The organism is Bacteroidota bacterium, from assembly GCA_020402865.1.
GTDB lineage: Bacteria > Bacteroidota > Bacteroidia > Palsa-965 > Palsa-965.
Genome location: JADBYT010000004.1, coordinates 48,861 through 75,343, shown reverse-complemented (window position 1 = coordinate 75,343; position 26,483 = coordinate 48,861). Strand labels below are relative to the sequence as shown.

At 49.7% G+C, this 26,483-nt stretch carries 22 protein-coding genes and 1 tRNA gene; 6 read left to right on the top strand and 17 right to left on the bottom strand.

Features of this window, described 5'->3' with window-relative positions; translation table 11 throughout:
- The first annotated feature begins 107 nt into the window (after positions 1-107).
- Together IM638_03575 and IM638_03570 are read left to right on the top strand one after the other, a co-directional pair.
- Positions 108-611 carry a hypothetical protein gene (locus IM638_03575; GenBank protein ID MCA6362089.1) on the top strand — a complete coding sequence of 168 codons (504 nt, stop codon included), beginning with the start codon at positions 108-110 and terminating at the stop codon, positions 609-611.
- The gene (locus IM638_03570) at positions 601-1,293 is read left to right on the top strand and encodes a nucleotidyl transferase AbiEii/AbiGii toxin family protein (protein MCA6362088.1); all 693 of its coding nucleotides are present in this window, start codon (positions 601-603) and stop codon (positions 1,291-1,293) included. Before IM638_03575 ends, IM638_03570 begins: the two co-directional genes overlap by 11 nt.
- A gap of 107 nt (positions 1,294-1,400) precedes the next feature.
- On the opposite strand, the gene IM638_03565 is transcribed toward IM638_03570, so the two are convergent.
- The 6 genes from IM638_03565 to IM638_03540 form a co-directional block, all read right to left on the bottom strand.
- On the bottom strand, positions 1,401-1,700 hold the full coding sequence (locus tag IM638_03565) for a type II toxin-antitoxin system RelE/ParE family toxin (GenBank protein MCA6362087.1): 300 nt from the start codon (positions 1,698-1,700) through the stop codon (positions 1,401-1,403).
- Positions 1,700-1,942, bottom strand: a complete 243-nt coding sequence (locus tag IM638_03560) for a type II toxin-antitoxin system ParD family antitoxin (protein ID MCA6362086.1) — start codon at positions 1,940-1,942, stop codon at positions 1,700-1,702. Before IM638_03560 ends, IM638_03565 begins: the two co-directional genes overlap by 1 nt.
- A gap of 66 nt (positions 1,943-2,008) precedes the next feature.
- A complete protein-coding gene (locus IM638_03555) occupies positions 2,009-3,361 on the bottom strand; it encodes an aminotransferase class V-fold PLP-dependent enzyme (GenBank protein MCA6362085.1) in 1,353 nt (450 codons plus the stop codon).
- A 79-nt stretch (positions 3,362-3,440) separates the two neighbouring features.
- Complete coding sequence (locus IM638_03550; protein MCA6362084.1) at positions 3,441-4,220, bottom strand: hypothetical protein; 780 nt, start codon at positions 4,218-4,220, stop codon at positions 3,441-3,443.
- A 57-nt stretch (positions 4,221-4,277) separates the two neighbouring features.
- Positions 4,278-5,003 carry a DNA repair protein RecO gene (recO, locus tag IM638_03545; GenBank protein MCA6362083.1) on the bottom strand — a complete coding sequence of 242 codons (726 nt, stop codon included), beginning with the start codon at positions 5,001-5,003 and terminating at the stop codon, positions 4,278-4,280.
- 223 nt (positions 5,004-5,226) lie between these two features.
- The gene (locus IM638_03540) at positions 5,227-7,572 is read right to left on the bottom strand and encodes a T9SS type A sorting domain-containing protein (GenBank protein ID MCA6362082.1); all 2,346 of its coding nucleotides are present in this window, start codon (positions 7,570-7,572) and stop codon (positions 5,227-5,229) included.
- Between the two features lie 109 nt (positions 7,573-7,681).
- On the opposite strand from IM638_03540, the gene IM638_03535 reads away from it, so the two are divergent.
- Positions 7,682-7,755, top strand: a tRNA-Arg gene (locus IM638_03535).
- Positions 7,756-8,127: 372 nt separating this feature from the next.
- Here the strand turns inward: IM638_03535 and IM638_03530 are convergent.
- The 5 genes from IM638_03530 to mnmG all read right to left on the bottom strand — a co-directional run bounded on the left by IM638_03530 (position 8,128) and on the right by mnmG (position 14,209).
- Positions 8,128-9,285 carry an aminotransferase class I/II-fold pyridoxal phosphate-dependent enzyme gene (locus IM638_03530; GenBank protein MCA6362081.1) on the bottom strand — a complete coding sequence of 386 codons (1,158 nt, stop codon included), beginning with the start codon at positions 9,283-9,285 and terminating at the stop codon, positions 8,128-8,130.
- A gap of 136 nt (positions 9,286-9,421) precedes the next feature.
- The gene (locus IM638_03525; GenBank protein ID MCA6362080.1) at positions 9,422-10,117 is read right to left on the bottom strand and encodes a CPBP family intramembrane metalloprotease; all 696 of its coding nucleotides are present in this window, start codon (positions 10,115-10,117) and stop codon (positions 9,422-9,424) included.
- Between the two features lie 81 nt (positions 10,118-10,198).
- Positions 10,199-10,573, bottom strand: a complete 375-nt coding sequence (locus tag IM638_03520) for a DMT family protein (GenBank protein MCA6362079.1) — start codon at positions 10,571-10,573, stop codon at positions 10,199-10,201.
- 4 nt (positions 10,574-10,577) lie between these two features.
- A complete protein-coding gene (locus IM638_03515) occupies positions 10,578-11,480 on the bottom strand; it encodes a class I SAM-dependent methyltransferase (protein ID MCA6362078.1) in 903 nt (300 codons plus the stop codon).
- A gap of 863 nt (positions 11,481-12,343) precedes the next feature.
- Positions 12,344-14,209 (bottom strand): tRNA uridine-5-carboxymethylaminomethyl(34) synthesis enzyme MnmG, encoded by a 1,866-nt coding sequence (gene mnmG / locus IM638_03510; protein ID MCA6362077.1) that lies wholly within the window; start codon positions 14,207-14,209, stop codon positions 12,344-12,346.
- A gap of 104 nt (positions 14,210-14,313) precedes the next feature.
- On the opposite strand from mnmG, the gene IM638_03505 reads away from it, so the two are divergent.
- Together IM638_03505 and IM638_03500 are read left to right on the top strand one after the other, a co-directional pair.
- The gene (locus IM638_03505; GenBank protein MCA6362076.1) at positions 14,314-14,946 is read left to right on the top strand and encodes a flavin reductase family protein; all 633 of its coding nucleotides are present in this window, start codon (positions 14,314-14,316) and stop codon (positions 14,944-14,946) included.
- Positions 14,947-14,949: 3 nt separating this feature from the next.
- Positions 14,950-16,491, top strand: a complete 1,542-nt coding sequence (locus IM638_03500; GenBank protein MCA6362075.1) for a deoxyribodipyrimidine photo-lyase — start codon at positions 14,950-14,952, stop codon at positions 16,489-16,491.
- Positions 16,492-16,539: 48 nt separating this feature from the next.
- Here IM638_03500 and IM638_03495 read toward each other — a convergent pair whose 3' ends face one another.
- The 6 genes from IM638_03495 to IM638_03470 form a co-directional block, all read right to left on the bottom strand.
- Complete coding sequence (locus IM638_03495; protein ID MCA6362074.1) at positions 16,540-16,971, bottom strand: hypothetical protein; 432 nt, start codon at positions 16,969-16,971, stop codon at positions 16,540-16,542.
- A gap of 65 nt (positions 16,972-17,036) precedes the next feature.
- Positions 17,037-17,465 (bottom strand): rRNA maturation RNase YbeY, encoded by a 429-nt coding sequence (ybeY, locus tag IM638_03490; protein MCA6362073.1) that lies wholly within the window; start codon positions 17,463-17,465, stop codon positions 17,037-17,039.
- 1 nt (position 17,466) lies between these two features.
- Positions 17,467-17,874 carry an ATP-binding protein gene (locus IM638_03485; protein MCA6362072.1) on the bottom strand — a complete coding sequence of 136 codons (408 nt, stop codon included), beginning with the start codon at positions 17,872-17,874 and terminating at the stop codon, positions 17,467-17,469.
- Between the two features lie 14 nt (positions 17,875-17,888).
- Entirely contained in the window at positions 17,889-21,302 is a 3,414-nt protein-coding gene (locus tag IM638_03480; GenBank protein MCA6362071.1) for a DUF4175 family protein, read from the bottom strand.
- Positions 21,303-21,417: 115 nt separating this feature from the next.
- A complete protein-coding gene (locus IM638_03475; GenBank protein MCA6362070.1) occupies positions 21,418-22,302 on the bottom strand; it encodes a class I SAM-dependent methyltransferase in 885 nt (294 codons plus the stop codon).
- An 84-nt stretch (positions 22,303-22,386) separates the two neighbouring features.
- Positions 22,387-24,573: a T9SS type A sorting domain-containing protein gene (locus tag IM638_03470; GenBank protein ID MCA6362069.1), complete on the bottom strand. Its 2,187-nt coding sequence runs from the start codon at positions 24,571-24,573 to the stop codon at positions 22,387-22,389.
- A gap of 353 nt (positions 24,574-24,926) precedes the next feature.
- On the opposite strand from IM638_03470, the gene IM638_03465 reads away from it, so the two are divergent.
- On the top strand, positions 24,927-26,480 hold the full coding sequence (locus tag IM638_03465; protein ID MCA6362068.1) for a glutamate--tRNA ligase: 1,554 nt from the start codon (positions 24,927-24,929) through the stop codon (positions 26,478-26,480).
- The last annotated feature ends 3 nt before the right edge of the window (positions 26,481-26,483 follow it).

Here is a 26,483-nt window from a genome sequence, read left to right as displayed (position 1 = left end):
TAGCCTGTTATTCAACAATTTGTGTTTGTATTTTCATACATATTCTCATTTCGCAAATTGCGAAATGAGAATATGTGTATTTTTGTGTTATGCGAAAACACAATGGCATGCGGCCACAGGATGTGGTAATTCTTCTAAAAATAATTGCGCTGAACAACAGCAACTGGCGGCTTATTGACGTTGCCAACGAATTGGGGATAAGCGTATCAGAAGTATCCGAATCGCTGAACAGAAGTGTTGCTGCCGGCCTTATTGATTACAAAAAGAAAGCAGTTAAGCGAATGAACCTGATGGAGTTTATTGAACACGGATTGAAATATGTGTTTCCGCAACAACCGGGAACACTTGTGCGCGGTGTGCCCACAGCTCATGCGCATCCCTCAGTACGAAATGTGTTTGTAAGCGAAATGGATTATGTGTGGCCCGATCAGAAAGGAACACTTAGCGGACTTGCAGTAGAACCGTTATATAAAAACCAAACATCGGCAGTGTTAAAAGACCAGACGCTGTATTTTTTGCTTGCGCTTGTAGATCTTATTCGCGTAGGGCGGGTTCGTGAAGTTACCTTTGCGGTATCTGAACTGAAAAAGCAAATTCTTAATGAATCATAGTAATAATTTGTTGCGGTTAAAAGTGGTGGCCAATGCGCTGAAAGAAATGAGGCCTGACGTGGTTTTTGTGGGTGGTGCCACACTTTCTTTATACTCAGATTTGATAACCTATGATGTGCGTCCGACTGATGATGTTGATATAATTATTGAATTAATAAGCTATAAAGCCCGAACAATACTTGAAGAAAAACTTCGTGGTTTAGGATTTGTAAACGACATTGATTCTTCTGTTGTTTGCCGTTATAAAATACAAGGTATTACTGTTGACATTATGCCCACAAAAGATGCCTCATTTATTGGTTTTGAAAATATCTGGTATCACGATGGGTTTCATAATTCGGCTACACACATGTTAGATGATAAACTGGACATACGAATATTAAGTGCGCCTTATTTTCTTGCTACAAAAATGGAGGCGTTCAAAGGACGGGGAGGAAAGGACGGCAGAACCAGTCAGGATTTTGAAGACATTGTTTTTGTGCTGGAAAACAGGATCTCTATATGGTCTGAAATCAAAAACTCCGAACCACCTCTTAAAAACTACCTCATCACTGAATTTTCATTGTTGATGAAAAACTCTAATTTCTTCGAATGGGTTGATTGTCATGTGAATCAGGGCTCTCCTCCTGCTTCATATCTGATTATGGAAGAACTAGAAACGTTGACTGCCGAGTCTTCGTGATTTTATTTACAAAACCGCCTCCAGCGCCTCAAACAACCTGTCTAACTCAGCCTGTGTGTTGAATGCCCGAATGGAATAGCGACTATATAAACTTCTGTTCTCAAAAATCACTCACCCATTCGCTGTTTCAAATCCATCTGCTGATGCAGGATTCTGAGCACTACTGTGTCGCCCTGCTCATCCAACTGATAAAAAACAATGTGCCGTCCGGGATTTACCCCAAAAAGATTGGGTGAAATTTGAGTATAACTCCGGCCGGCTTTAGGATTTGCGGCTATTTCCTTACAGGCATCCAGAAGGAAACGATAGTACTTTTCTGCCTGTTTTTCCGACCATTTCTCAACCGTGTAATCCCAAATATCTTCCAGATCGGTAAGTGCTTTCCGGGAAAATTTCAACTTCCCCATTATTTCCTTTTTGCTTTAAGCGCCTTAATGTGTTTTTCGGGGTCAAAGTCTTCCGCAATACCGCTATCAATACCCTCCTGAACAGCTATTTTCAACGCCTGAACTTTATTCTCTTCTTCCTCAAGCAAGCGCAATCCGGCACGAATTACTTCGCTTGCATTTTTATATCTGCCCTGCTGCAGCGCATGCTGAATAAACTCCTCAAAATGACCGCCAAGAGTAATGGATGTGTTTTTGTTCATTGCATTGCTTTGTTCATTAAATATACCAATTTTAGGTATTCTTGGCGCGGGCAAAAAACTTTTCTGCTACAAAACCGCCTCCAGCGCCTCATACAACCTGTCCAGATCGGCCTGTGTGTTGAATGCCTGGATGGAATAGCGCAAGTAAGCCTGTCCGTTGTGCATCATTACAGGGATTTCTATTTTGAATTCCTCGTAAAGGCGCTTTTTAAGCGCGGCGGCAGAGGCAGCGGTGGCTTCGACAAGCTCAGCCACCGCGACTGAATTAGCCGCCGCGAAATTGCCTCCGGAGACTGAGCTTGTCGAAGTCGCCGGAGGGGCAGACTCAGCCGAAGAGGCATCAGCTCCGGCAACAGATTCCGCCGCAATGACATTCCCACCGGCGGTTGTGTCCCCGCAAATTTCTGCGGGGATCGAAGCCACCGGTTTCACGAAGTTCAGCGGCAAGCTGCACATTTGGCCGAACATGCCACTATTCAGCGGAGCCAGCGGCACCGTGCGCAGCAGTGCGGCAAAGCGCGGAATGTTTTGCAGCGTAAGCTCGCGGCATTGGCGGCTTACTTCGGGCCAGTTGTGCTGTTTCATAAACTCAATGCAGGCGGGCAGCGCCAGATACGCGCTGAAATCATTGGTGCCCTGCATTTCGTGGTAGTCGATGAAGCGCGAGTGCGTGGGAGCCACGCTTTCGTAGCCCCAGCTGATGATGAGCGGATCAAGCATATGCTGCTTGTCGCGGCGGGCATACAAAAACGAGCAGCCTTTGGGAGCCATCATCCATTTGTGGCAGGCGCCGGTGTAAAAATCAGGATCGAGTGCGGTGAGGTTTAGCGGAATATGCCCGGGCACGTGGGCGCCGTCCACAATGGTAAGCAGCCCCAGTTCACGGGCTTTGCGGCAAATTTGTTCCACCGGAAACACGAGCGCAGTAGTACTGGTAATTTCGCCGATGAACACCACTTTGGTGCGCGGCGTAAGTCCGGCCCAGAATGCCTGCAGAAACTCGTCCTGCCCCGAAAGCGGCAGCGGAATAGGCTGGCGGCGATACACCCAGCCGTTTTTGCGCGCGTAGTAGTTCCATGTGCGGTCCATGGCGCCGTATTCAAGGTCGGTGCTCAGAATTTCGTCGCCCGGCTGCAGCACGGCCTCAAGATTACGCGCCACAATGTTTATGGCCTGCGAGGGATTGGGCGTAAACACCAGATCGTCGGCATGTGCGCCTACGTAGTTGCCTAATGCCTCGCGGGCTTCACGCAAAAGCTGCGGCGCACGCACCGCGATATGCTGCACCGGCTCGCGCTCAAGCTCAAGCTGCCAGCGCTGGTAAGCCTCAAACACCGGCCGCGGCGTAGCGCCGAAAGAGCCGAAGTTGAGGTAAGTAATGTCGGGGCGGAGCAGGAATTGGTCTTGGAGTGTGGACATGGGTTGAGTAATTTATTTCGCGCAAATTAGCGAAATACAGGGGGCGTTGTAAGCCAATATTTTATAAATACCCCTGCCGTTACCACCACATTGGACCTTTAACCGTGTCGCAAAGTGTGCCGTAATAATTGTATCTGAGAAAAACGTCTATTTGCACTCCATCCTTAAACTCTCCTTCAAACATTGTTTTTCCATTGCTGTAAAAGCACTTCCAATGTCCATGTTTTTTCCCCGAATCGTTGTATTTGCCGCTGTAGTATCTGTAATTATCTGTAAGCCATAAATACACCATTTCATTGTCTGCAAAACACAGCTTTTTTCGCAATAACGAATCGGTTGCTCTTGTTAATTGTTTCATCCCTCTATAAGAAAAAGACCGCGTACTGTCAGGATAAAATTCTGTTGTTTCTCCGGCGTATTTTGCTGGTCTGATAGAGCCATATTTATAACTTAATTTATTATTTGCCGAAACCCAGACATAAACATTGAACAACTCTCTTTTGGCATAGGTGTTTAAGCTGTCTATTTCAGGCTCGTTAAGCGGGATTTTGTAGCTGAGTTTTCGACCCTTGGTTTTTTTCAATGGTAGCTGAATATAGGCCGCTTTTTGAGTTCTTGAGCTGGAGTCAACACCAAAGTACAACACCACCTCAAGAGGGACATCTTCTTCAGACACTTCGCGGTTAAAATAAATCACCATCGTTGTGTCCGGCGTAGTTTTGAATTCGAAAAGTTCCACTGAATATGGCTCATAGGTGTTTTGCTCACACAAAAGTTCCTCCGGTGTTTTTTTCTCTTTGCATGTGGTAAAAGCAAGCATCAGGAAAGCAACCAAACCGGCAAGGCTAAGAATACGCATGGATGTGGATAATGGGGTTAATACTATGATGATGTCTGACGAAATAAAGATAACAATCTACCCCAACACCACACTCAGCACTTCGTGCGAATTTATGCCCTGCATATTGCTCACATGCAGCTCGTAGTAGCGCAGCAGGTGTACCAGCAAAAGGCGGCGCTGTTCGGCGTTGAGTTTAAGTGTGGCGAGGTTGGCAAAACTCAGTTCGCGCAGTACTTCCAGCTGGCGCGATTCAGGCGCATCCACAAAGAGCGGATGATTGGGAATGTGCGGACGAAAAATCCCGTCGCGCAGATCAAACACGCTTTGCGGGCCGTTGTTGTTGCTTTGCGGATAGAAGCCGAGGTAGCGCGTAAGCTGCATGAGAAAGGCCAGGTGAAAATTAGCCGTGCCTTCGTGCAAAAGATCAAGCACCTGCAGCGAGGAGCAGATGAAATCATACAACGGCTGGTCGGGCTCTTCTTCGCGCACGGCTTTGTGCAGCACTTCGGCCACAAACAGCGCCACGGTGGTTTTTACAATGTCTTCGTGCAGGTGGCGGTAAGGCGCGTGGCAGCTCAGTTCTTTGATGCTGTGCAGCGTGTTTTTTTCGCGCTGCTGTACCACCAGATCCAGATGCATGAGCGGCTGAAGCAAGCGGCTGCGCACCTTGCCCGTTTTACTCCGCGAGGCCGACACAATGTAACTCCGCAGCCCGAACTGCTCAGTGTAAATACGCGCAATGAGCCGGCTGTCGGAATACGGAATGGTGTGGAACACAATGCCCCGCGTGCTGTGTAGCATGCGGCAAAGATACGGTGACTTTGTGGTGCGTTGGCCGCGAAGAATCCTTGCTCCCGGCGGCAGAGTCTCCGCATGCCTGCGGAGATCGAAGCCACCGGAGTACTTTGCTTCCGGCGGCAGAGTCTCCGCATGCCTGCGGAGATCGAAGCCACCGGAGTATTTTGCTCCCGGCGGCAGAGTCTCCGCATGCCTGCGGAGATCGAAGCCACCGGAGTACTTTACCTCAATTCACAAACAAAATCTTGGTAATGGCTGTTTCCGAGCCATCGTCGTTGGTGATAAACACCAGATACACACCAGTAGCTGCGCGCTGGCCGGCAAAGTTGTTGCCATCCCAAATAGCCTGTCCGCCCAGCGACTTGGTCTTAAACACCACATTGCCGCGCACGTCGGTAATTTTCACATCGGCATCTTTTACTAATCCGCGAATGGCAATGGGGCCGGTGTACTCAGGGCGCACCGGATTGGGATAGGCCATTACGTCTTCGTTTTTGTCGCCACCTTCCACGGCATCACTTACATAGGAAATGAGGCCTTTATCGGTCGAGAAATATACTTCGCCGGTGGCGTCGTTTATGGCAATGGTTTCTACATTGTCTGAAAGCAGCGGACTGTTTGCGGCGGTGAAGTGAAGGATTTCAGTTGTGCCGTCGGCCGACATGAGGAACACGCCGCCGCCGCGTGTGGCAATCCATTTACGGTTGGCGCCGTCAATTACAATTGAAGTCACTTCAAGTCCTTTCAACAGTTCCTGCAAGGTGCCGTCCTGGTTGATAAGCACGCGCTGGCAGTCGAAACCACTTGCGTTAAACACATTTTCGGGTGCGTAAAAAACGCCCACTCCGTCGTTGGTGCCTACCCAAATTTCGCCATCGTCGTCTTCGGCCATGCACAGCACCTCGTTACCCGGAATTTTGCCTACGCCAGTGGTAAAGCCTAATTTACGCTTGCGGTCGTCGCTGGTGGTGTTCAGCGTGCCTTTGTCGTCAAACACCAGCATGCCGCCACCACGGGGCAAAATCATCCATTTCTGGCCGCTTTGTGTAATGAGCAGATGAGCCACCACATTTTCGCCTGCCACTAAGCCGGAGAAATCAAACGACCGCCACTGGCCGCTTGGCGTACGCACTTTAAGGCATTGCGGCACGTGTGAGTTTACCACCCACAAATTATTGCTTTCGTCGTATGCCAGTCCGCTTACGCCGCACCACGGATAAGCAGGGCGCGATTGCAGGATGCTGTTGTTCTGATCGTAAATGGTGGTGATCTGGTTGCCGTTCATTTCCACCAGCCCTTCGCCCCACGAGCCGAAGAAAAAGTGGTTGGAATTTGTAGGATCAATGGCACAGCAAATCAGGTCGTAGGTTGAATCAACCAGCATGGGAAGCGTGTTCCGGTTGTAGTTTGTCCAAAGGCCGTTATTTAGCTTTGATGCACCTTCGCGGCTGTAAATATTGTTCCACGCATCATCGCGTCCGCCCGGCACCACCAGCAGTTCGCCCTGCGAAACGGTCATGGCAAACACATCTACCGACGAAGGTCCGTTGGGGGCATACACCACACCATTAAACACATCCGTCGATTGAATCAACGAGCGTTCGTTATCGGCCACCCAGGGGTGCGTCTGATCCACAAAAATTGAATTGGGAAACAACGGACCGCTGGCCGCCGCAAGGTAAAGCCGGGTTTCGGCAAACGCGGGTGTAAGCACCGGCACGGAATAAATATCGGCCACAAACATTTCATTATTCCGCACATCAATATCGCTCACAAAACGACCACCACCAAAATTAGGCACCGTATCCCACAGCAGACTTACCGGATCGAGGTGAATCATTACGTCTGTTAATGCCGTGTTGGAAGGGCGGTAGTTGGCAATAACTTCATTATTGAATAATGCCAGCGCGTTTATTTTGGTGGATGGCAGGAATGTGTAACGTGTCCAGCTGGTAAAGCTTGAAAGGAACGGATTGGTGAGTGAGGCGTAATAAAGTCCTTGTGCGGTACCGGCATAAATCTGGTTCGCATCTGTGGTTACATCTAACACTTCGAGGTAGGTCCCGTTGTTTCCAATAATGTAGGTGTCTTTCACCTCCACACGATTCAGGTCGAGCACCACGATGCCAAATCCGCACGAGAGGTAAGCCAGCGAGCCTACCACGGTAATGTTGTTGATGGTTTTGCTGCCGATAATGGTAGAGCGGCGTATATCGGGCAGGTTTACCACGCGTCCGTTGTAAAGCAGGTCGATGTTTCCGGTTTTATACCCGATAACGAGCACATCATTATCCGGAGCATATTCAAGCGCCGAAAACGAAAGGTCTGAAAGTCCTTCCACTTTGGTAATGCGTTGCACGCTACCATCGGCCCGGTTTGTTCTGAACAGGCCAAAGTCGGAAGCACACCACACCGCAGCCGGTCCACCAGCCACAAACCGTCCTTTTTTGTAAGGCAAATGCACGCGCCACGACCCAAGCGCCTGCGCCTGTTGTGCAGCAAGCTGCCCCGTAGTTAATACCGCGAGAAGAAAAAGAAGAATCGTTTTCTGAAGAGTAGAATAAAGTCGCATCAGTACAAATTTATGCGTTTGTCACAGCCTGTTAACTCTGTTTGTGTTTGTTTATTGTGTAAAACCCTTGAAATCCGCCACAGGTTGCTATCTTTGCCCCTGAATTTACGGCTCCGTAGTTCAACTGGATAGAATGACAGATTCCGGTTCTGTTGGTTGGGGGTTCGAATCCCTCCGGAGTCACGATAAAGCGATGCACGCCCGGACTTTTTCAGTCCGGGCATTTGTTTTTTGCACAAGCCCAAAGGCGGCGACGGCAAAAATAGCTGCTTTAATCCGGGAATCTGTCGCAGGCTTTGGGCTGGGGCGAAAAACAAATCTGCCGGGAAAGGGCAATGATGCTTTATTTGGACAGAAAGCACTTTCCCGGCGGGTGCATCATTTTCAAGCGGACGTATGCCGGGATCATTGCAAATAATCCCGACGCACAACACGCCGCATTTTCGCGAAGCGAAAACAGGCATTGTCTCAATCCTGAATTTTCGCGAAGCGAAAAGAACACCAACCCATACATACTACCTGGATTTTCGCGAAGCGAAAAAAACACCCAAAAACCTACACCCGCTCCAGCGCCTGCGCCAGATCTTCCCGCAGCAACTCCGCATCCTCCAACCCCACATATAACCGCACCAGATTCCACGGCAGCGGACTTGTAAAACTGGCCGAGGCTTTCAACGCGCACAACGGAAAGCACAACGACTCATGCCCCCCCCACGAAGTGGCAATCAAAAACCGCTTCAGTCCGTCGCAAAAAGCTTCTACTTGTTTTACCTCACCGGCCTTGAGCAAAACCGAAAGCAGCCCCCCTCCCCGCTTCATCTGCTGCTGCGCCAGCGCAAAATCGGCATTGGTGTGCAGCCACGGATAATATACACGCTCCACTTTGGGGTGCGCGGCCAGAAACTCCGCCAGTTTTTGTGCCGATTCGGCCGAGCGTTGCACGCGCAGCTCCAGCGTGCGCAGTCCGCGCAGCATCAGCCACGCATCATGCGCGCCCACCACGGCGCCGAGAGTCATGTACTCCTCCGCCATCATTTTGGCAATGCGTGCTTTTGAACCCGCCACTACACCGGCCACCACATCGCTGTGGCCGTTCAGGTATTTGGTGGCCGAATGGATAACCAGATCGGCACCCATTGCAATCGGACTTTGGTTAAGCGGCGAATTGTAGCTGTTGTCTATGGCCACCGGAATACCGTGGCGTTTAGCCATGGCGCAAATGCCGGCAATGTCCTGCAGCTCAAACGTGAGTGAGTTCGGGCTTTCGAGATAAATGAGCTGGGTGTTTGGCAGCACGGCTTTTTCGAAGCCGGCTGTATCGGGGCCGGTTACGTAGCTTACGGTAACGCCGTATCTGGCAAGGTAGCTTCCCAGCAGGGAGCGTGTCCAGCTGTAGGGTTTTTCGGCGCTTACTACATGTCCGCCGGCTTTTACCACACTCATCACCGCGGCGGCCACCGCAGCACTGCCGCTGCTGAACACCAGCGCGTCTTCGGCTCCTTCAAGCGCGGCCAGCTTCTGGCGCAGTATCGCTACCGTTGGGTTATAGCCGCGGGTGTAAAATGGCGTTTCCAGCTCATGTTCCAGTTCGTTGCGCATGTGCGCCACGTTTCTGAAGGCGAAGTTGGTGGTAAGCATCATAGGCGGGTTTACCGCGTTGAAATAATTCTCGCGGTCTTCGCCCAGGTGATTGAGGATGTAGCTGATGTCCATTTTCTGTTGCAATTGGAATACAAAGTAACACGCCTTCAGGAGTACACCAAAACCGGGTGCGGAGTTTCCTGTTTTTGATATACAGCGCGCTGCCGTGCATCAACAAATGAGGGTGCGGCTTTTTGCTGCTCGTGGTTCAAGGCAATGGCTCCTGACGCTGCTTTTTAAGCAGCACAAAACACATCGCCCAACAACCGATAATTGGAAAGAAGCCGATGAAAAAATACGCGAAGTACGAAACTGTTACCACGGGCACCGGCTCCTGAATAACGAGCAGCTGCTTGCCGATCACGGTATCGGAAAACACTACGCTTTTTATCATGTTCCAGCCAAAATGAATGGCAATCGGAACAAGCAGGGAAAACGTTTTTGTGTAGGCATAGGCGTACACCAGCCCCATAATTCCGGTAATAATAAAGGTCACAAGCATTTGTCCCGGATCGCCAAACACCTCGTGCGAAAACCAGTGATAAATGCCAAAGGCTGATGATGAGATAATGAGTGAGTACGGAATGCCGATTCTTTTTATCAGAATATAAAAAAGCGCACCCCGGAAAATCAGTTCTTCAAACAAAACCGATTTGAGATTCCACCATAATCCTGAAATAAGTTGTGCGCTCGAGCCTTCGTTATTTAAAGCCCATCGCTGCCCGGCCAGCCACATCCTGAAAAGATATTCTGATGCGGAGAAGGCCGCCGTAATAAAAAGAAAAAGAAAAAAAAGTCGCAGCCTTTTCCCCGTGGGATAAAAGCCGAGTACGCTCAGGCTTTTCTTTTCAATAAGCCACAGCAACAACCACGACAACAAAAGCTGTATAACAATACCAATCACGTGTGCTTTTCCTGTTTTGTTTATCGTGCGCTCCTGCCGTGTTAATTGCAACGTGTTGTTGCAAAGCAGACTGTTGTTGCGCTACTTCTTGAATACAAAGTAAACGGCCAGGATGAGAAAACCAAAGCCAATGAGGTGATTTAACGTGAGCTCCTGCTTTTTGAATACAAATGCCAGAATGAGCGAAAACACAATAAGCGACACCACTTCCTGAATCACCTTCAGCTCAACCATGTTAAACGGCCCCCCGTTTTCGAGGTAGCCGATGCGGTTGGCGGGCACCTGAAAGCAGTATTCGAAAAACGCCAGCCCCCAGCTTATGAGCACGGTGGCAAAAAGTCCGGCGCGGGTAAACCAGCCCCATTCGTGAAACTTGAGGTGGCCGTACCAGGCAAAAGTCATAAACACATTGGAGAGCACCAGCAACCCAATGGTAAGCAGCTGACGGGTGAGCATGGCATTATGAATTGGCGTGGCGGAGAATGTAGATCTGGCTCGACCAGCGTTCGGTTCCGGCTTTGCGGTTTGAAATAAATCCGCGCCAGGCAGCAGCAAGGTAACGGTTGCTGCCGCTGCGGTATTTCTCGCTCAGCATCGAAACATAGTATGCGTCGAACACCATGGGTTTTATTGCGGTGAGTTCGAAGCCGTGCGTTTTTGCCAGTGCGCGTATATCGTCCGGGCGGAAATGCCAGAGGTGACGGGGCACATCGTAGGCGGCCCAGAATTTTCCGTAGTGTGCGGCATCGTGGGCGTTGCGGTTGGGCACGGCAATGATGAGCGTGCCACCGGGCGCAAGCAGGCGTTTAAGTGTTTGCATGCGGCCTGGCAAATCGGGCACATGTTCAAGCACATGCCACATGGAAATTACGTCGAAACTCTGGCCGGGCAATGTGTCAAGCAACGGCTCGTCGAGAATGTCGAGGTTGTGGTTGGCTTTGGCCATTTGCCGTGCCGAAGGACTTGGCTCGATACCGGTGATTTTCCATCCTGCATCGCGGCTTGCATTCAGAAAGTCGCCCGTGCCGCAACCAATATCAAGCAAGTTGCCCGTTTTGCCTGCCAGCGCGGTTACCATTTGCACTTTCTTTTTCAGGGTGTATTTGCGTACACGCTGATACATTTTGCTCACCAGCCCTTTCGACGTGTTGGAATGCGAAATGTAATCGTCCGACTCGTAGTAGGCGCCCAAGTGTTCGTTTGCCGGGCGCGGATTGGTGAATGCAAAGCCGCAAGACGAACATTGCTGTATGGCAAACTCGGCTTTGCTTACGGTGTAGTCCTTGCACACAATCATGTCGGCAAATGTGCGGCCACCGCATACCGGGCAAGCCTCTATTTTGATGTTGTTCTGTTGTTCCACGTGAAACAATATTTTAAATAGTTTTGTTAATCTATGTTTTTCAGTGTTTTACGATTTTCTTATTGAAGAATATTGTCCAAAGATGTTCTACAAATTTGATTTGTTCCACGTGAAACATAAATATGGCAGATTCTATCATAAATTGTTGTTTAATTTTAGTGTAACTATCTGTATTTCATAATTTTTGCCAATTTGATAAATTCCAAAATATAGCAGACAGTATCGTTAAGGCACAGGACTAAAGCTACTCGATTGGCTGGCTCGAAATCTGACTCGTGAATACATGTTTCGAACATGCCGGGGTGGAAAGCAAGGAACAGGCTGTTGTTGAAAAGATGGTTTAAGCCTGGTTGAGGTGCGAAATAAGTTTTGAAATATGGTTTCACGTGAAACAGTTAGAACTGAAAAAGGCTGATTATGAAATTATGGCCCAGGCGAGCGGTTGGTATTAAGCCAAAAAGATGAGGGCCTGAGTTATTTATTCAAAAGGGAGTCGGGTGAAAATCGAAAAAGAAAAAAACGAGGTGCTTGGGCTTAAATTCTAATGATGACCGGAAAGAAATAGGCTGGAATAATTGACTGTAAAATGGGTTTAATAAAAACAGAAGGCACGAACGAAAACTGAATAGGATTGAATAATGCGAAACGACAAAAGGGTTAGTAGCTGGCTAAATAAGCCATAGGCAAGTCGTTTTTAAATTAAGGCTGATTTATGTACGGTGACAAGAGGCGGAAAATGATGAACGCAAGCCCTGACAAAACGTTGGTTATTTACTCCGCGCGTTTCACGTGAAACGAAATCTCATAAAACAAACAGGGCCTCCCGATGATGAGAAGCCCTGATCAGAAAACTGGGGAATTGCCTAGCGCCCTAAATACACGAGCAAAACGGAAATGTCAGACGGATTTACTCCGCTTATTCGCGATGCTTGCCCGAGTGTAAGCGGACGGATACGCGACAGTTTTTCGCGGGCCTCCATAGACAAAGAGGTAAGCTGCTTGTAGTTAAAGTCGCTATCGAGCTGAATATGTTCCAACCGGCTGAGCTTATCGGCCATTTCGCTTTCACGCTGAATGTAGCCTTCGTATTTCATCTGAATCTCGGCCTGCTCAATCGTCTCCGCATCAAACCGAGAAAGAAAGGCCTTCACTTCTGCATCACTCCCGGCTAAATCAGCCACAGAAATCCCAGGGCGCGATAACAAACCAAACAATTTAACCTTCTGAGAAATAGGTGAAGAATTAAGCTGTTCCAGTGTGGTATTTACCCTGGCAGGCTCAATGCTGTAATCTTTAAAATACTTGGTAATTGCCCGTGAATTAGCAATTTTTTCCTGCACACGCTGGTAACGCGCCCCGCTTGCCAAACCAATCTCATGCGCCTTAGGCGTAAGCCGCACATCGGCATTATCCTGACGAAGCAGAATACGGTATTCAGCACGTGAGGTAAACATCCGGTAAGGCTCTTCAGTGCCTTTCGTCACCAGGTCATCAAGCAGCACGCCTATGTAGGCCTCAGAACGCTGTAAAATAAACGGCCCACTTCCATTAATCTTCAGGTGAGCATTTATTCCTGCCATTATTCCCTGACAGGCTGCCTCTTCATAACCGGTAGTCCCGTTTATTTGACCCGCAAAATAAAGGTTCTCCACAAGCTTAGTCTGCAACGTTAAATCAAGTTGCATGGGCGGGAAATAATCGTACTCAATGGCGTAGCCGGGACGGAAGAACTTTACCTTTTCAAAGCCCGCCACTTTGCGCAGAGCATTGTACTGTACCTCTTCAGGTAACGAAGTAGAAAAACCATTCACATAAACCTCAACGGTGTTCCATCCTTCAGGCTCAACAAACAGCTGGTGGCGGTCTTTATCGGCAAAACGGTTAATCTTATCTTCTATTGAAGGACAGTAACGTGGCCCAAGCCCTTGAATACGTCCCTGAAACATAGGCGATTTCTCGAACCCCGTTCGCAGGATATCGTGTACTTCATCACTGGTATAGGTTATATGACAGGAACGCTGAGTGGTAATTGGCTCTACAGTTGTATCAAACGAGAACTTTTCCGGTTTTTCATCACCAGGCTGTTCTTCCATTTTCGAATAATCGAGTGAACGACCATCTACACGCGGCGGTGTTCCGGTTTTCATTCTTCCCGACTCAAAGCCAATATCAATTAACTGTTCGGTAATGCCTGTGGAGGCCTTCTCCCCCATTCTACCACCACCAAACTGCTTCTCCCCCACATGAATAATACCGTTCATGAACGTACCGTTAGTGAGTACCACTGCTTTTGCACGTATCTCAATACCCATACCGGTAACAATTCCCGCTACGCGGTTATCTTTAATCAAAAGGCGCGAGACCATATCCTGCCAGAAATCAAGATTCGGAGTCTGTTCAAGCATAAGACGCCACTCCTCGGCAAAACGCCAACGATCGCTCTGCACACGTGGGCTCCACATAGCCGGACCTTTAGACCGGTTAAGCATGCGAAACTGAATAGCTGTTTTATCGCTTACAATGCCTGAGTAACCGCCCAGGGCATCAACCTCACGCACAATCTGGCCTTTGGCAATGCCACCCATAGCGGGATTGCAGCTCATTTGAGCAATGGTTTGCATATTCATGGTCACCAGCAACACGCGCGAACCCATATTTGCAGCAGCAGCAGCAGCTTCGCAGCCAGCGTGACCAGCCCCCACCACAATTACATCATAATCCTGAAGCATGATAATTAGAAATATTATGCAAAGGTAGGTAATAGCAATGTGAAATGCTGTTCCACGTGAAACACCTGTAAACAATAGGCTGTGAATGATGGTTAATGTAGTGTATGAGAAAAATAGACCAACAGGAAATAGAAGCATTCGAAAAGCAATTCCGCACCAACTTCGTAAACAGCCTTTGGGGATTTAAAAGTGTAAACCTTGTGGGCACACAGAACGCAGCAGGGCAAACAAACCTTGCCATATTCAGTCAGGTGTTTCACCTCGGGGCTAATCCGGCTTTGGTGGGAATGATTATTAGACCACCGGAAACAGAACGACATACATATGAGAATATTAAAGAAACAGGCTGGTTTACCCTCAACCATATACATCCCGAAATTACGCAACAGGCGCACCAAACAGCTGCACGCTACAACAGAAACACGTCAGAGTTTGATGCCGTTGGGTTAACACCATTGCATACGCCAATAATTAATGCGCCGTATGTGGCCGAGAGCCGCTTGAGGATAGGTTGCCGTTTTGCTGAAGAAGTAGAAATAAAACTAAACCGGACTGTAATGATAATTGGAAAAGTGGAAGAAGTGTGGATTGATGAGCTGGCGATAAAGAACGACGGGTACATAGACATTGAACAATTACAAACCATTACAAGCAGCAACCTCGACAGTTACCACACCACAACACGCATAGCACGCTACAGCTATGCGAAACCAAACAAACAGCCGGAACAAATTTAGCGCATGAAAAGCAGGGTAGTGGTAATGTGGTTTAAACGCGACCTGCGTTTGCACGACAACTATGCACTGGCAAGAGCCCTGCAGAGTGAAATAGCCGTTTTACCCATATACATAATCGACCCGGACTTAATAGAGGCAGAAGATGCAGACATCAGACATCACCGGTTTATATATGAATCAATAGCAGATATCAACAGGCAACTAGAGAAATATCAAAAACGGGTGTATTTCTGTTGTGGAAAAACAGCAAACGTATTTGGATGGATACTTAAGCGGTACAATGTTGTCGCGGTGTATTCACATCAGGAAACCGGAAATGCATTAAGCTTTGCGCGTGACCGTGAAATAACCAAATTGTTCCACGGGGAACAATTGCCCTGGATAGAAGAGAGGCAACTGCCTATTACGCGTAAGCTGAAAAACAGGAATGGCTGGATTGAAGCTTTTGACACATTCATGGCCGATGCGCAGCTGATAATAGGAGAGGGGCGATGGAAGGATATTATTGTTGATGAGGAAATAGAGGAGACGTTTGCAATACCTGATGAACTAATACGACAGTTGAAAAGCATAAATCCTATGTTTCAACCCGGAGGCGAAAGCTATGGGTGGAGATACTTTGAATCGTTTCTTCGTACTCGGTCAAGAAACTACTCCCGGCATTTGTCAAAACCAGGATTAAGCCGGCAAAGCTGCAGCAGGTTGTCGCCATATATTGCTTATGGGTGTTTGTCAGTTCGTATGGTGTATCAGTACACTCAGCAGCACATCATTGACAATCCAACTACAAAATTCGCTTTGGGCAATTTCCTTACACGGCTCAGGTGGCAGAGCCATTTCATACAGAAGTTTGAGCAGGAGTGTGAAATGGAAAACCGCCCGGTAAACAGGGCATATGTGTATGATGATGTTGCACGGAATGAGGCCTGGATAACAGCCTGGCAAAACGGCCAAACCGGGTATCCTCTTGTGGATGCATGTATGCGTTGTGTATGCGCTACGGGCTGGATCAACTTCAGGATGCGGGCCATGGTTGTATCGTTCTTTGTACACAACCTCAACCAGCACTGGAAAGATGCCGCCATTTTCCTTGCCCGTCAGTTTCTTGATTATGAACCGGGTATTCATTACCCGCAAATACAAATGCAGGCTGCCATTACAGGCACACATACGCTGCGCATGTACAACGTAGTTAAACAATCGCTTGAGCAGGATGACGATGGGGCCTTTATCCGCAAATGGGTTCCTGAACTTGCTGCATTACCCGCTCAGCTCATTCACGAACCGTGGAAGCTCACAGAAATCGAACAAAAAGAATACAATTTCATACCCGGCAACACATATCCATTACCATTGGTAAATCACGAAACCACATTACGCGAAGCTAAACAACGCCTCACTGCTATACGCGCTATAGTAAATTACAAAAACGAAGCCCGGCGGATTACACGAAAACTTTCAAACCCGGTAGAAGAAACAGGGGAGGAGCATACACAAAATCAACCTCACACAAAACCCATACAAAGCGACTTATTCTCACAATAAAAACGCCGTGCACAATAGTCCGGCGTTTTACTTATTTAGGTGTTGTAATTACTTCGTTTGATAAATAAGGATATTGTGTACATCGTCCTTATCGCGATAATCGACCTTAAGCCGTGTGGCGGTTTTTTCAATCACCTTGAGTTTGAATACTTCGTTTGTAGTTGCATCGGTGAGGGTAATCCATGTGGCGGCGGCATCAATGATAAACTTGCCCTGATGCTCCACACCATCCATTACGAACCTGAATGAGCCATCGGCATTCAGCACAAGTACATCGGTCTTTTGCTTGTCGTTCGGATCCTGCGGCATAGAAAATGTTTCGGAACCGATGAATGTCCACGTACCATAAAGGGCCTTGGCTTTGGCCGTAGGTTGCGTGGCTTGCACGGGCTTTGTTGCGGTTTGTGCAGGCTCAGCATTAGCATAGAAAAAGGCCGCGAGGAGCAGGGTAGAGGCAAAAAGAGAGCGAAGGTGTTTCATGGGTGTTGGTTTATGCGTAATTGTAAATGTAGCATAAACATACCTCGTCAACAAGCAAAAAGAGCTTAACGCAGCGCCAGGGCCATTTCCTCCTGTTTACGCATAACTGCTGCTTCTTTTGTGGATTTATCTTTAAAGCCGCAGAGGTGAAGCAGGCCATGCGCCATTACGCGGTGTAACTCATCGCGCACTGGCACACCGAAACTTTTCGCATTGTCGCGCACACGGTCAATACTGATATATAACTCACCCGACACCGTGTTCTTCTCTGAATAATCGAAGGTGATAATATCGGTATAGGTGTTGTGTTGCAGAAAGTCTTTGTTCATTTTCCAAAGCTGCTCATCAGACACAAACACATACGTAAGCTGCCCGATTTGCTTTTTATGCTTACGGGCAATGCGGTTTAGCCAGGCGCGGGTTTCGGCCTTGGCAGGAAGCACAAAGGGAATTCCGTCTGAGAAGAAAAGAATCTGCTTCGGTTGCGGGGGCATATTACGCCTTCAGGTTGAACTCAAGCTGTACGGTACGGCCTTCATCAAAAAACTCAATGTTGTCGGCCAGGTTGCGCATCAAAAATACGCCACGTCCGTTCGGCTTTTCGAGATTCTCCGGATTGGTGGGATCGGGAAGGTTGTTGTAATCAAACCCGGTACCGTGGTCGGTAACGGTAACTTTGAGTTTTTCATTTTCCGATGCCCAGCTCACATCAACCGGTTTCGACGCATCAAGTTTATTGCCATGCGTAATGGCGTTATTTACAGCCTCTGTGAGGGCCACGAGGATGTTTCCGTAATAGTCTTCAGAGATTGAAGAATTTGCACAGATTTCGTTTACGAGTTTTTCAACGAGTGTGATGTTCTCGGGCGATGAGGCAAACGATAGTTTCTGTTCCTGTAGCATTTCAAAATTCAGGTTCATTGCTGTTCTACGCCATTAAAGTATTCGTTGACTTTGCCTTTGTAGAACGGGGAAAGAGCGGGGGGCACAGTCTTCAAAAGTTCAGCTTCTTTTTGTTTTTGCCTATTATACTCCAAAAAGTCGGCAGGGTTACTTTCCGGGGCATTTTTTGGCTGCTGGGCTTCGCGTTGTTCGTCCTGTTCACGTTCTTTTTCGGCTTTTTCGTATTCGAGGAGTTTGTTAATGATCTCCTGTTGGCGCTGAAGAGTTTCGGCGTTTATGCGTTTGTTTACGAGATCGTTCTCGGTTTCTTCCATTTTGGAGGGAAGATCGCCGGCACCACCGGCACCGGGTGTTTCTTTTCCTTTACCGTTTTTAAGCGATTCTTCCAGCATACGTCGCAGGGCTTCCTGTTCGGCAGCCAGGCGAGCCAGCTCTTCAGCACTCATGGGCTGGCCGTTTTGCTGTTGTTGCTGCAGGCGCTGCATGCGTTGATTGATTGACTGCTGTTTCATGCGGATACCTTCGGCGCCTTGGCCTTTACCATCGCCTTTGCCGGGGCCGGTTTGTTTGCCTTGTCCGGGCTTGTTCTTTTTGCCCTGACCGGGTTTTTTGCCGTCGCCGGGATTCTTGCACTCACCATTACCCTCTTTCTGGCTCTTGCTCTGGTTCATTTGCTGCATCATTTGCTCAAGTGATTCGTTGAGCATAAGCGCCAGGTTGTTTACCGAAGTCATGGCCTGCTGCTGCCGGTTTTGCGCCTCGGCCGAACTGCGGTCGGCAAGGCTTTGCACGGAGCGCTCCATGTTGCTGTTTATATTGGTAACCTCCTCATTAATCTTGGGCGAAATCTTTGGGTTTCGTTTAGAAAGAGCAAGCAGGCTGTCCTCAATCATCCGGGCATCATCGCGCAGTTTGTTCTGCTTGCGGGCAAGGGCAGGGTACTTCGGATCGTTAACGCTGGTCTGTTTTACTTCTTTCATCAGGGCTTCCTGATCAAACGAAAGCTGCAGCAGGTTATCAAGTAACGTGCGAATCGCTTTCATGTCTTCGCCCTCTTTGCTTTCCTGCATTTCCTGCTGGGCCTGCTGCAGTTGCTGTGAAAGCTGCTGCATCTGGTCGGATGCTTTTTTCTGTGAGGGCGATGCTTTGCCCGGCTTGCCTCCGTTTTGCAGCTGCTGGCTGCTCTGGCGCTGCTGCTGCTGGATTTCCATTTCCTGCACGTCGGTATTGGGCAGTTCGTTTGGATTTTCAAGCTTTTCATTCAGCTCCTGCAATTCATCCAGTTCCTGACGCAGCTCGTCAAAACGTTTGTTCAGGCTGTCCTGGCCTTTCTTAATGTCTTCGGCAGGCGCCTTGTTTTGCTCCGAGAGTTTGGCCAGCGAATCCTGCTTTTGCTGAATATCGTTCAGTTCATTAATGGCATTGTCGAGCTTTTGTTCCACCTGCATCTGGCGGAACAGTTCAAGCGTACGGTCCAGATTCTTGCGGGTATCGGTGTTTTCCTGCTTCATCTGGTCAAGCATTTTCTGTGTTTGCTGCTTGTTCATTTCCAGCTGCTGTAGTTTCTGCATCTGGTCAAGCAGCTTCTTCATTTCATCGGTATTCAGCTGGTCGAAAAGCTCGCTCATCTGATCCTGCTGCGGATTGCTTTGCTGAAACTCCTGCTGCTGGTTTATGTTTTGCTGGTTCTGCTGTTTCAGCTTGTCTATCTTCTGCTGCAACTGCTGCTGGCGCTGGGTAAGTTCATCGAGCTTTTTGCGCTCTTCCCAGGTCATGTTCTTTTTCTCCATGAGCTTTTTGTAAAGCTCATCAATGTCTTTCTGCAGCTGCTGCGATTCCTTGAGACTTTCTTCCAGCGCCTTTTCTACTTCCTTGTTGCCCGCATCATTCAGGTCGGAAAGCTGCTGTTTGGTGGGCGCCTGATAAATCATGCGCTGCGAGCGGGTTGACTTGGCACCAAACACGCCGTCGTTGTCAAACACTTCAAAGTAGTATTCAATCTGCTGCCCGGGCTCAATACCGAGGCGGGAAAGATCCCAGAAATAGTAAAACTGATCGCGCTGCTGGTTGCGGTTTACGGGAAGCGTAACGCTTCGCAACGCTTCTGTGGTGGCTTTGCCGGCGCTGTCGGTAGCATTGAGGGTGCGGTAGCGGAAACTGAGCGAGGTAAAGCCATAATCGTCTTTCACATCGCCGGTAAACTGCAGGCGCAGGGCCGAGGCGGTGTCACGCTTTTCGGTTACACTGATGGCGGGGTAGAGATCGGGAATAACGTTTATGCTGTAGCGCATAGAATCTTTGCTTTGCAAAAATTCGTTGCTGGTGTGCAGCGTGTAAATACGGCTTTGGAGCACGCGCTGCGCAAAGCTGAAACGGTTATCGGCCGATGGATTAAGCTGGTAGAGACTGTCGTTCATGCGCACACGCATGTTTCGTGTGGCGCGGGTGTTGAATTTCCAGCGTATTTGCGTGCCGGCGGGAACGGAAAGGTCGCCGGTGTTGCGCAGGGTTTCGTTTTTGCGGCCGGTGTAGGCAGGATATACAAGCTCCACATCAAAGTTCAGCACAATGGGATTGGCCAGTACGTTAAGCGTGTAAGGCGCAGAGGTAAAGCCATCGGCACTGAGGCGGAACTCCTGTGTTTTCTGTACGTTGCGGAACACATAGCTGAAATTCAGCGTGGATTCGCGGTTAAGCTTGTATTCGTTTTCGCCGAGCAGAATGGTCACGGTTTCCGGAATTTCGGCTCCGGAAAGCTTTATGTCGAGCTTGTAGTCTTCGCTTTCGGCCGTTTCCAGCTTCTTGTTCAGCACCGTAATTTTAAACGGCATTTCCTTCTCGAAATACTGCCCGTGATTTACAAGGCGGTTGGTGCTTTCGGTAAGCAGACTTGCGTTGGTAAAAAAGATAACCGCGATTATCAACACCGGAATGGCCACGTATTTGGCGTATCTGCGGTTCTGCCGCAGATCAATTGCCGCAGTAAACGGTACAGGGCGGAGTTCGCTTATTTTCTGGTTAATGCTGGCTTCAATCAGTTCGCGGCTTACACCGGGTGCAGAAGCTGTCTGATGGAGCTGAAGCACGTTGAGCAGCTTATCCTGCACATTTGAAAAATGCGTACCGATAATGCCCGCCGCCTGCTCGTGTGAAATGATTTTACCAATGCGGTTGAGCCTGAACAGCGGCACCATTACAAACCTAGCCAGCACGGCGCCAGCGGCAACCAGAAAGCCCCAGAAAAGCACCGTGCGCATTGTGGTATCAAACCGCGCAAAATATTCGAGCAAAGCCACCAGCAGAAACCCGCTCAGCACCAAACCTCCGGCATACAACAACCCGCGGATGAGCTGGTTCTTGTAATATTTGCGGATAAACTCATCGAGTTTTTTCAGCAACAGGTCGTAATGAGAGGTGGCGCTGCTCATATCTCCGTTCAATAATGCGGGGTCAACAGTTTTCCATACCACAAATGGCACAGACTTTCAAATATACACCTAATAACGCCGAAAAGCCGTTTTCGTTACTGATTTTAACAGATTTTCATTTCCCCGAAATCTTCTCCAGCCTTCCAAACACCCCCAGCGGCAACTTAGGCCCGTATTTGGCCTGCAAAAACAACTCGCCGGTAGTGAGATGCTGTTTATGCTGCGGGGCAAACAGGTTTTCAAGAATCATGGCCGAGAAGCCAAGTGAGTAGGCATTCAGAATCAACATGTGCTCGCGCTCATCGAGCAAATCGGTAACCGACGAAACCATTTCGCTGATCTGCTCTTCGAGCTTCCATTTCTCGCCGGCCGGGCCATGACCATAAGCCGGCGGATCGAGAATAATGCCCTGATAGCGGCTGCCCCGGCGCTGTTCGCGTTTTACAAACTTCAGCGCATCATCAACCAGCCAGCGGATATTATCGAGTTCCGAGAGCGTCATGTTTTCATTGGCCCAGGTCACCACCTGTTTTACCGAATCCACGTGCGTTACATCGGCTCCGGCTGCGCGGGCGGCAAGCGTGGCGCCTCCGGTGTAGGCAAACAGGTTGAGGAAACGCGGCTGCCGGGTTTTCATCTTTTGCAGGCTGGTTTGAATAAAATCCCAGTTCACGGCCTGCTCCGGAAACACGCCCACATGCTTAAATGCGGTGAGCGCCATGCGAAGCGTAATGCTTTGTCCGCCCGGTAAATCGTAGCTGATGTGCCAGCGGTCGGGCATGTTTTTTTTGAGCTTTTCCCACGTGCCGGAAGAACTTGACTTAGGCACAAACTTTACGTGCGCCATGTGCAGCCATTCTTTCTCCGAAAGCGTGCGCGGCCACACAGCCTGCGGTTCGGGGCGGATGGTGATGTACTGGCCAAAGCGTTCGAGTTTTTCGAAGTTGCCGCAATCGAGCAGTTCGTAATCTTTCCAGCGGGTGGGTGAGAGCAGAAGCATTGGGGCAAAGATAAACGAGAATGCCCATAAAAAAGCGGACTCCGGCAAATGCCGGGCCCGCCTGTAAATCTGTAGCCGCTTTGTTTATTGCTGAATCACAAGACGTGTGGTGGACGTTTTACCGTTGTGTGTCCATTGCACCAGATAAACCCCGGCACTGAGCGATGACACATCAACCGATACCGCTGTGCTTCCCTGAATGGCGCTGGTCTGCACCGTCTGCCCGAACAAATTAAGCACGGTTAGCTGTCCGCTCACGGCCGGTCCGCCGAAATAGATATTTACCACCTGCGTGGCGGGATTCGGGAAAAGCGAAAATGCAGGAAGAACGTCTCCCGTTTCTTGTGCCGATGTGATAATCACCGGTGAGTCGTTCCCGTTTACCAGATTGGCGGCGCGGTGATACACGAGTACCGCGCTTTCGCTGCTGAATGTACTGTTTCCCCACGCCGGAACGCCGGCCACGGGCATCTGGTTGCCAAGCCCGGTGTGTTTACCCACGGTTATTACTCCCTGTGCGGTTTTGCATACGCCATACAGCCGCACATTGTCGCCGCCCTGCTGGTTTAGCGTGTCCCACTGGCCCACCACCAGCGAGCTGTAGAGCGGCACATTGAAATCGGGCTGATAGACGCGCACAAAATCGTTCCAGCACGACTGGCTGCCGGTGCCGGGCTTGGGCATTTTCTGAAACGCATTGGCCGTGGTAATGGTGCGGCGGCCTTTACCCAGCACCACCACCGATCCGTTGGCCGTTACCTTCATCATGTTTTTGCCGAGATACGTGGTGTTTACATTGGCCCAGCCGCTGTTGGGGTTTGGCCAGTTGTCGAGATTGGGGTCGGGGTGAGGAGCGCCGAAGTTGGTGCTTCCTTCAATGTATTCGGCTACATAGGTACTGTGCATTAATGTGCCGTTGGTCAGTGTAAGTTTACCGAGCCAGGAAATGTGAATATTGCCGTTGGTTCCGGTAAACTGGTTTTGAAAGCCTGAGGCCGTCGGGTTGGCCGCAATGGTGTTGCCTTCCCAGAAGTTTTCGACGTTGTTGCCGTGGCAGCGTGCCTGCACCACCAGATAGCCGGTTGCAGCCGGCAGCGAGTAATCAACGGCAAGGGCATCAATGTATTGATCGGGCGTTGAATTTACGGTGTCGCCGTTGGGCTGGAGCTCGTGATAAAGCCGCGACCACCAGAGCAGCGCGCCGTTGTTGTCCATGGCCATCACTGCGGGTTCAAAATCAGGATTGCCGTCGGGCAAAACCGATTTGGCATTGAAGCCGATGTACATGTGGTTGGTTCGGCGGTCGATGGCCACCGACTGCGGGCCGTAGGTAAACGTGCCCGGCGGACTGTAACCGGTATAGCCCGGGCCGCTTGAAGTATTGCCCGGCTGACCGGGGTTGCAGGGCGAATTGTAAAGCACATCGAGCGGCCATTTGCCCTGTTTCATGCCGCCGTTTCCGTCGGGTGTAAGCAGGGTGTAACCGGCCATGTCGGGCGAGCGGAGTTCGCAGCGGTTGGCATCGCGTTTAAACACAATGCCGCTGTAGGAAACAGCCGCCGGGCCATTCGGGTGCTGCGAGGCTTCGCCGTAATATTCGCCCCCGGCCACCTGCCAGTGCACACGCCAGTCGTCAACCACCGTGCGGTTGCCCGATGCATCAAGCTTGTAAATCACACTCCAGTTGTAGGCATGCGAATCGCCCGCAGCAAACACCACCGATCCGTCGTTGCCCACATCCCAGGGCTGATAAATATCGGGGTAGCCGCCGGCCACGCAACTTGCATTGTACACCCAGCTGAATCCCGACGGAATCCCGTTTACAAAGTTGGCGTTGAGCTTGCCAATAAAATAGCCGCCGGTGTTGCTGTCTTCGGTGTTTCCGCTTAAATACACATCGCCCGTGGGAGTGCCGGGAATGTTGGTGGTTTTGATGAACTTGAAATCTTCGGCAGCACCGGCAGGCAGGTAATAAAACCGCAGCATGGTTTGCAGCGTACTGTCGAATTCGCAGATAAACGCAAATTTGTTCGTGCCCTGATTATTGGTAATTCCGGGGTTTTGAAGCTGAATTTGTGTAACAGCAACGCCCACCCAGCCAATATTATCAGCAGCGCCCAGCACAAGAATGTTTCCGTTCGAAACCTGCACCACATCGTTAAAGGTTTCGTTGCCCGAACCTCCGGCATACGTGGCCAGCGTGGTTTGCGCATTAAGTTGTGCTACCAGAAAGAATACGGCAGGCAGCAGGCGGAGTAGTTTTATTTTCATTGACTGAGTTTTGGAATAAAACCAAAGTAATAAGAACAGCCTGAAAACAAAAGTGAATAATTCTTTTTGGTCCTGCCTCTGCTGATCCGAAAAAACGAAAACAGGATAAAACCCTTATTTTTAAAGACTTTCGCCTGTTTTCGAATGAGGTTTGTTCTCATTAAAATTTATCTTCTCCGGATCTAAATGGTACAATCAGGTTACTGTTAAATCTGCTCTAAACAAACCCTTCTGCTAATTAAAGACCGCATGGCGGTGCAAAACGAAAGATTTTGACACGGAAGACGCTGCCGGTGGCAGGCAAACGCCTGTTTACCGCTATCTTTGTGCCCTCATTTACAGATTTACGAATTATGGATAACACCCGTCGCGTTCGCGTACGTTTTGCTCCCAGTCCCACAGGCCCGCTGCACATGGGCGGTGTGCGCACTGCATTGTACAATTATCTTTTTGCCAAAAAACACGGCGGCGATTTCATTCTCCGCGTAGAAGATACCGACCAGGAACGTCTCGTTCCCGGTGCCGAAGAATACATTATCAATGCCCTGAAATGGTGCGGCATTGAGCCCAACGAAGGCATTGGTTTCGGCGATGGCGAGTGTGCGCCCTACCGCCAGAGCGACCGCAAAAACGCCGGCGTGTATGCAAAATACGCCGATCAGCTGATCGAAAGCGGCCATGCCTACTATGCGTTTGACACCAAAGAAGAGCTCGACGAGCAGCGCAAACGCTACGAAACTATGGGCAAGGCTTTTGCCTACAATGCGCTTACGCGGCAAAACCTCAAAAACTCGCTTACCCTTTCGGAAGACGACGTAAAGGCGCGCATTGCGGCCGGCGAGCATTACGTAATACGCACCAAAATTCCGCGCAACGAGGAAATCCGTTTCCACGATATTATCCGCGGCTGGGTAGTAGTGCATAGTTCGCAGCTTGATGATAAGGTGCTGTTCAAAAGCGACGGCATGCCTACGTATCACCTGGCGAATATTGTGGACGATTACTCGATGAAGATATCGCATGTAATACGTGGCGAAGAGTGGCTGCCCTCGGCACCTCTGCACGTGCTGCTGTACCGTTTCCTCGGCTGGGAAGACGTAATGCCGCAGTTTGCGCATTTACCGCTTATTCTGCGCCCCGACGGCAACGGAAAACTCAGCAAGCGCGATGGCGACCGTCTTGGTTTTCCCGTGTTTCCGCTCACCGGCGAACTGCTGGATGTGAAAACCGGACAGCCCGAGAAGTTTACAGGCTACCGCGAAAAGGGCTATTATCCCGAGGCCTTTATCAACATGCTGGCGCTGCTGGGCTGGCACGGAAGTTCCAATCAGGAGCTTTTCACCAAAGAAGAACTTATCGAAGCCTTTTCGCTGGAGCGCGTGAGCAAGTCGGGCGCCAAGTTTGATGCCGAGAAAACAAAGTGGTTCAACCAGCAGTACCTGCGCAAACGCACCGATGCCGAGCTGGCTGCCGAACTGCTGCCTATGCTGAACGAAAACGGCATTGAAACCACACCCGCGTTTGCAGAAGCCATTTGCCGTTTGCTGAAAGAAAAAGTGCAGTTCAGCTACGAGCTCCGCGACCAGAGCGGCTATTTCTTCAACGATCCTGCAACGTACGACGAGGGCGTGATTGCCAAGCGCTGGAACGAACAAAACGCCGCGTTTATGAAATCGCTGGCAGAAGCATTTAGCGGCCTTGGCGAATGGACTGCCGCTTCCACAGAAGCCTGCTTCAAAGCCACAGCAGAAGCCGCCGGCATTAATCCCGGTCAGGTAATGCAGCTTTTCCGCGTGTGCATAAGCGGACTGGGCGGCGGGCCGGTGTTGTTTGAACTGGTTGAGTTGCTGGGCAAGGAAACCATTGTGCGCCGTTTGCACAATGCGGTAAACACCATTGGCAAGTAAACC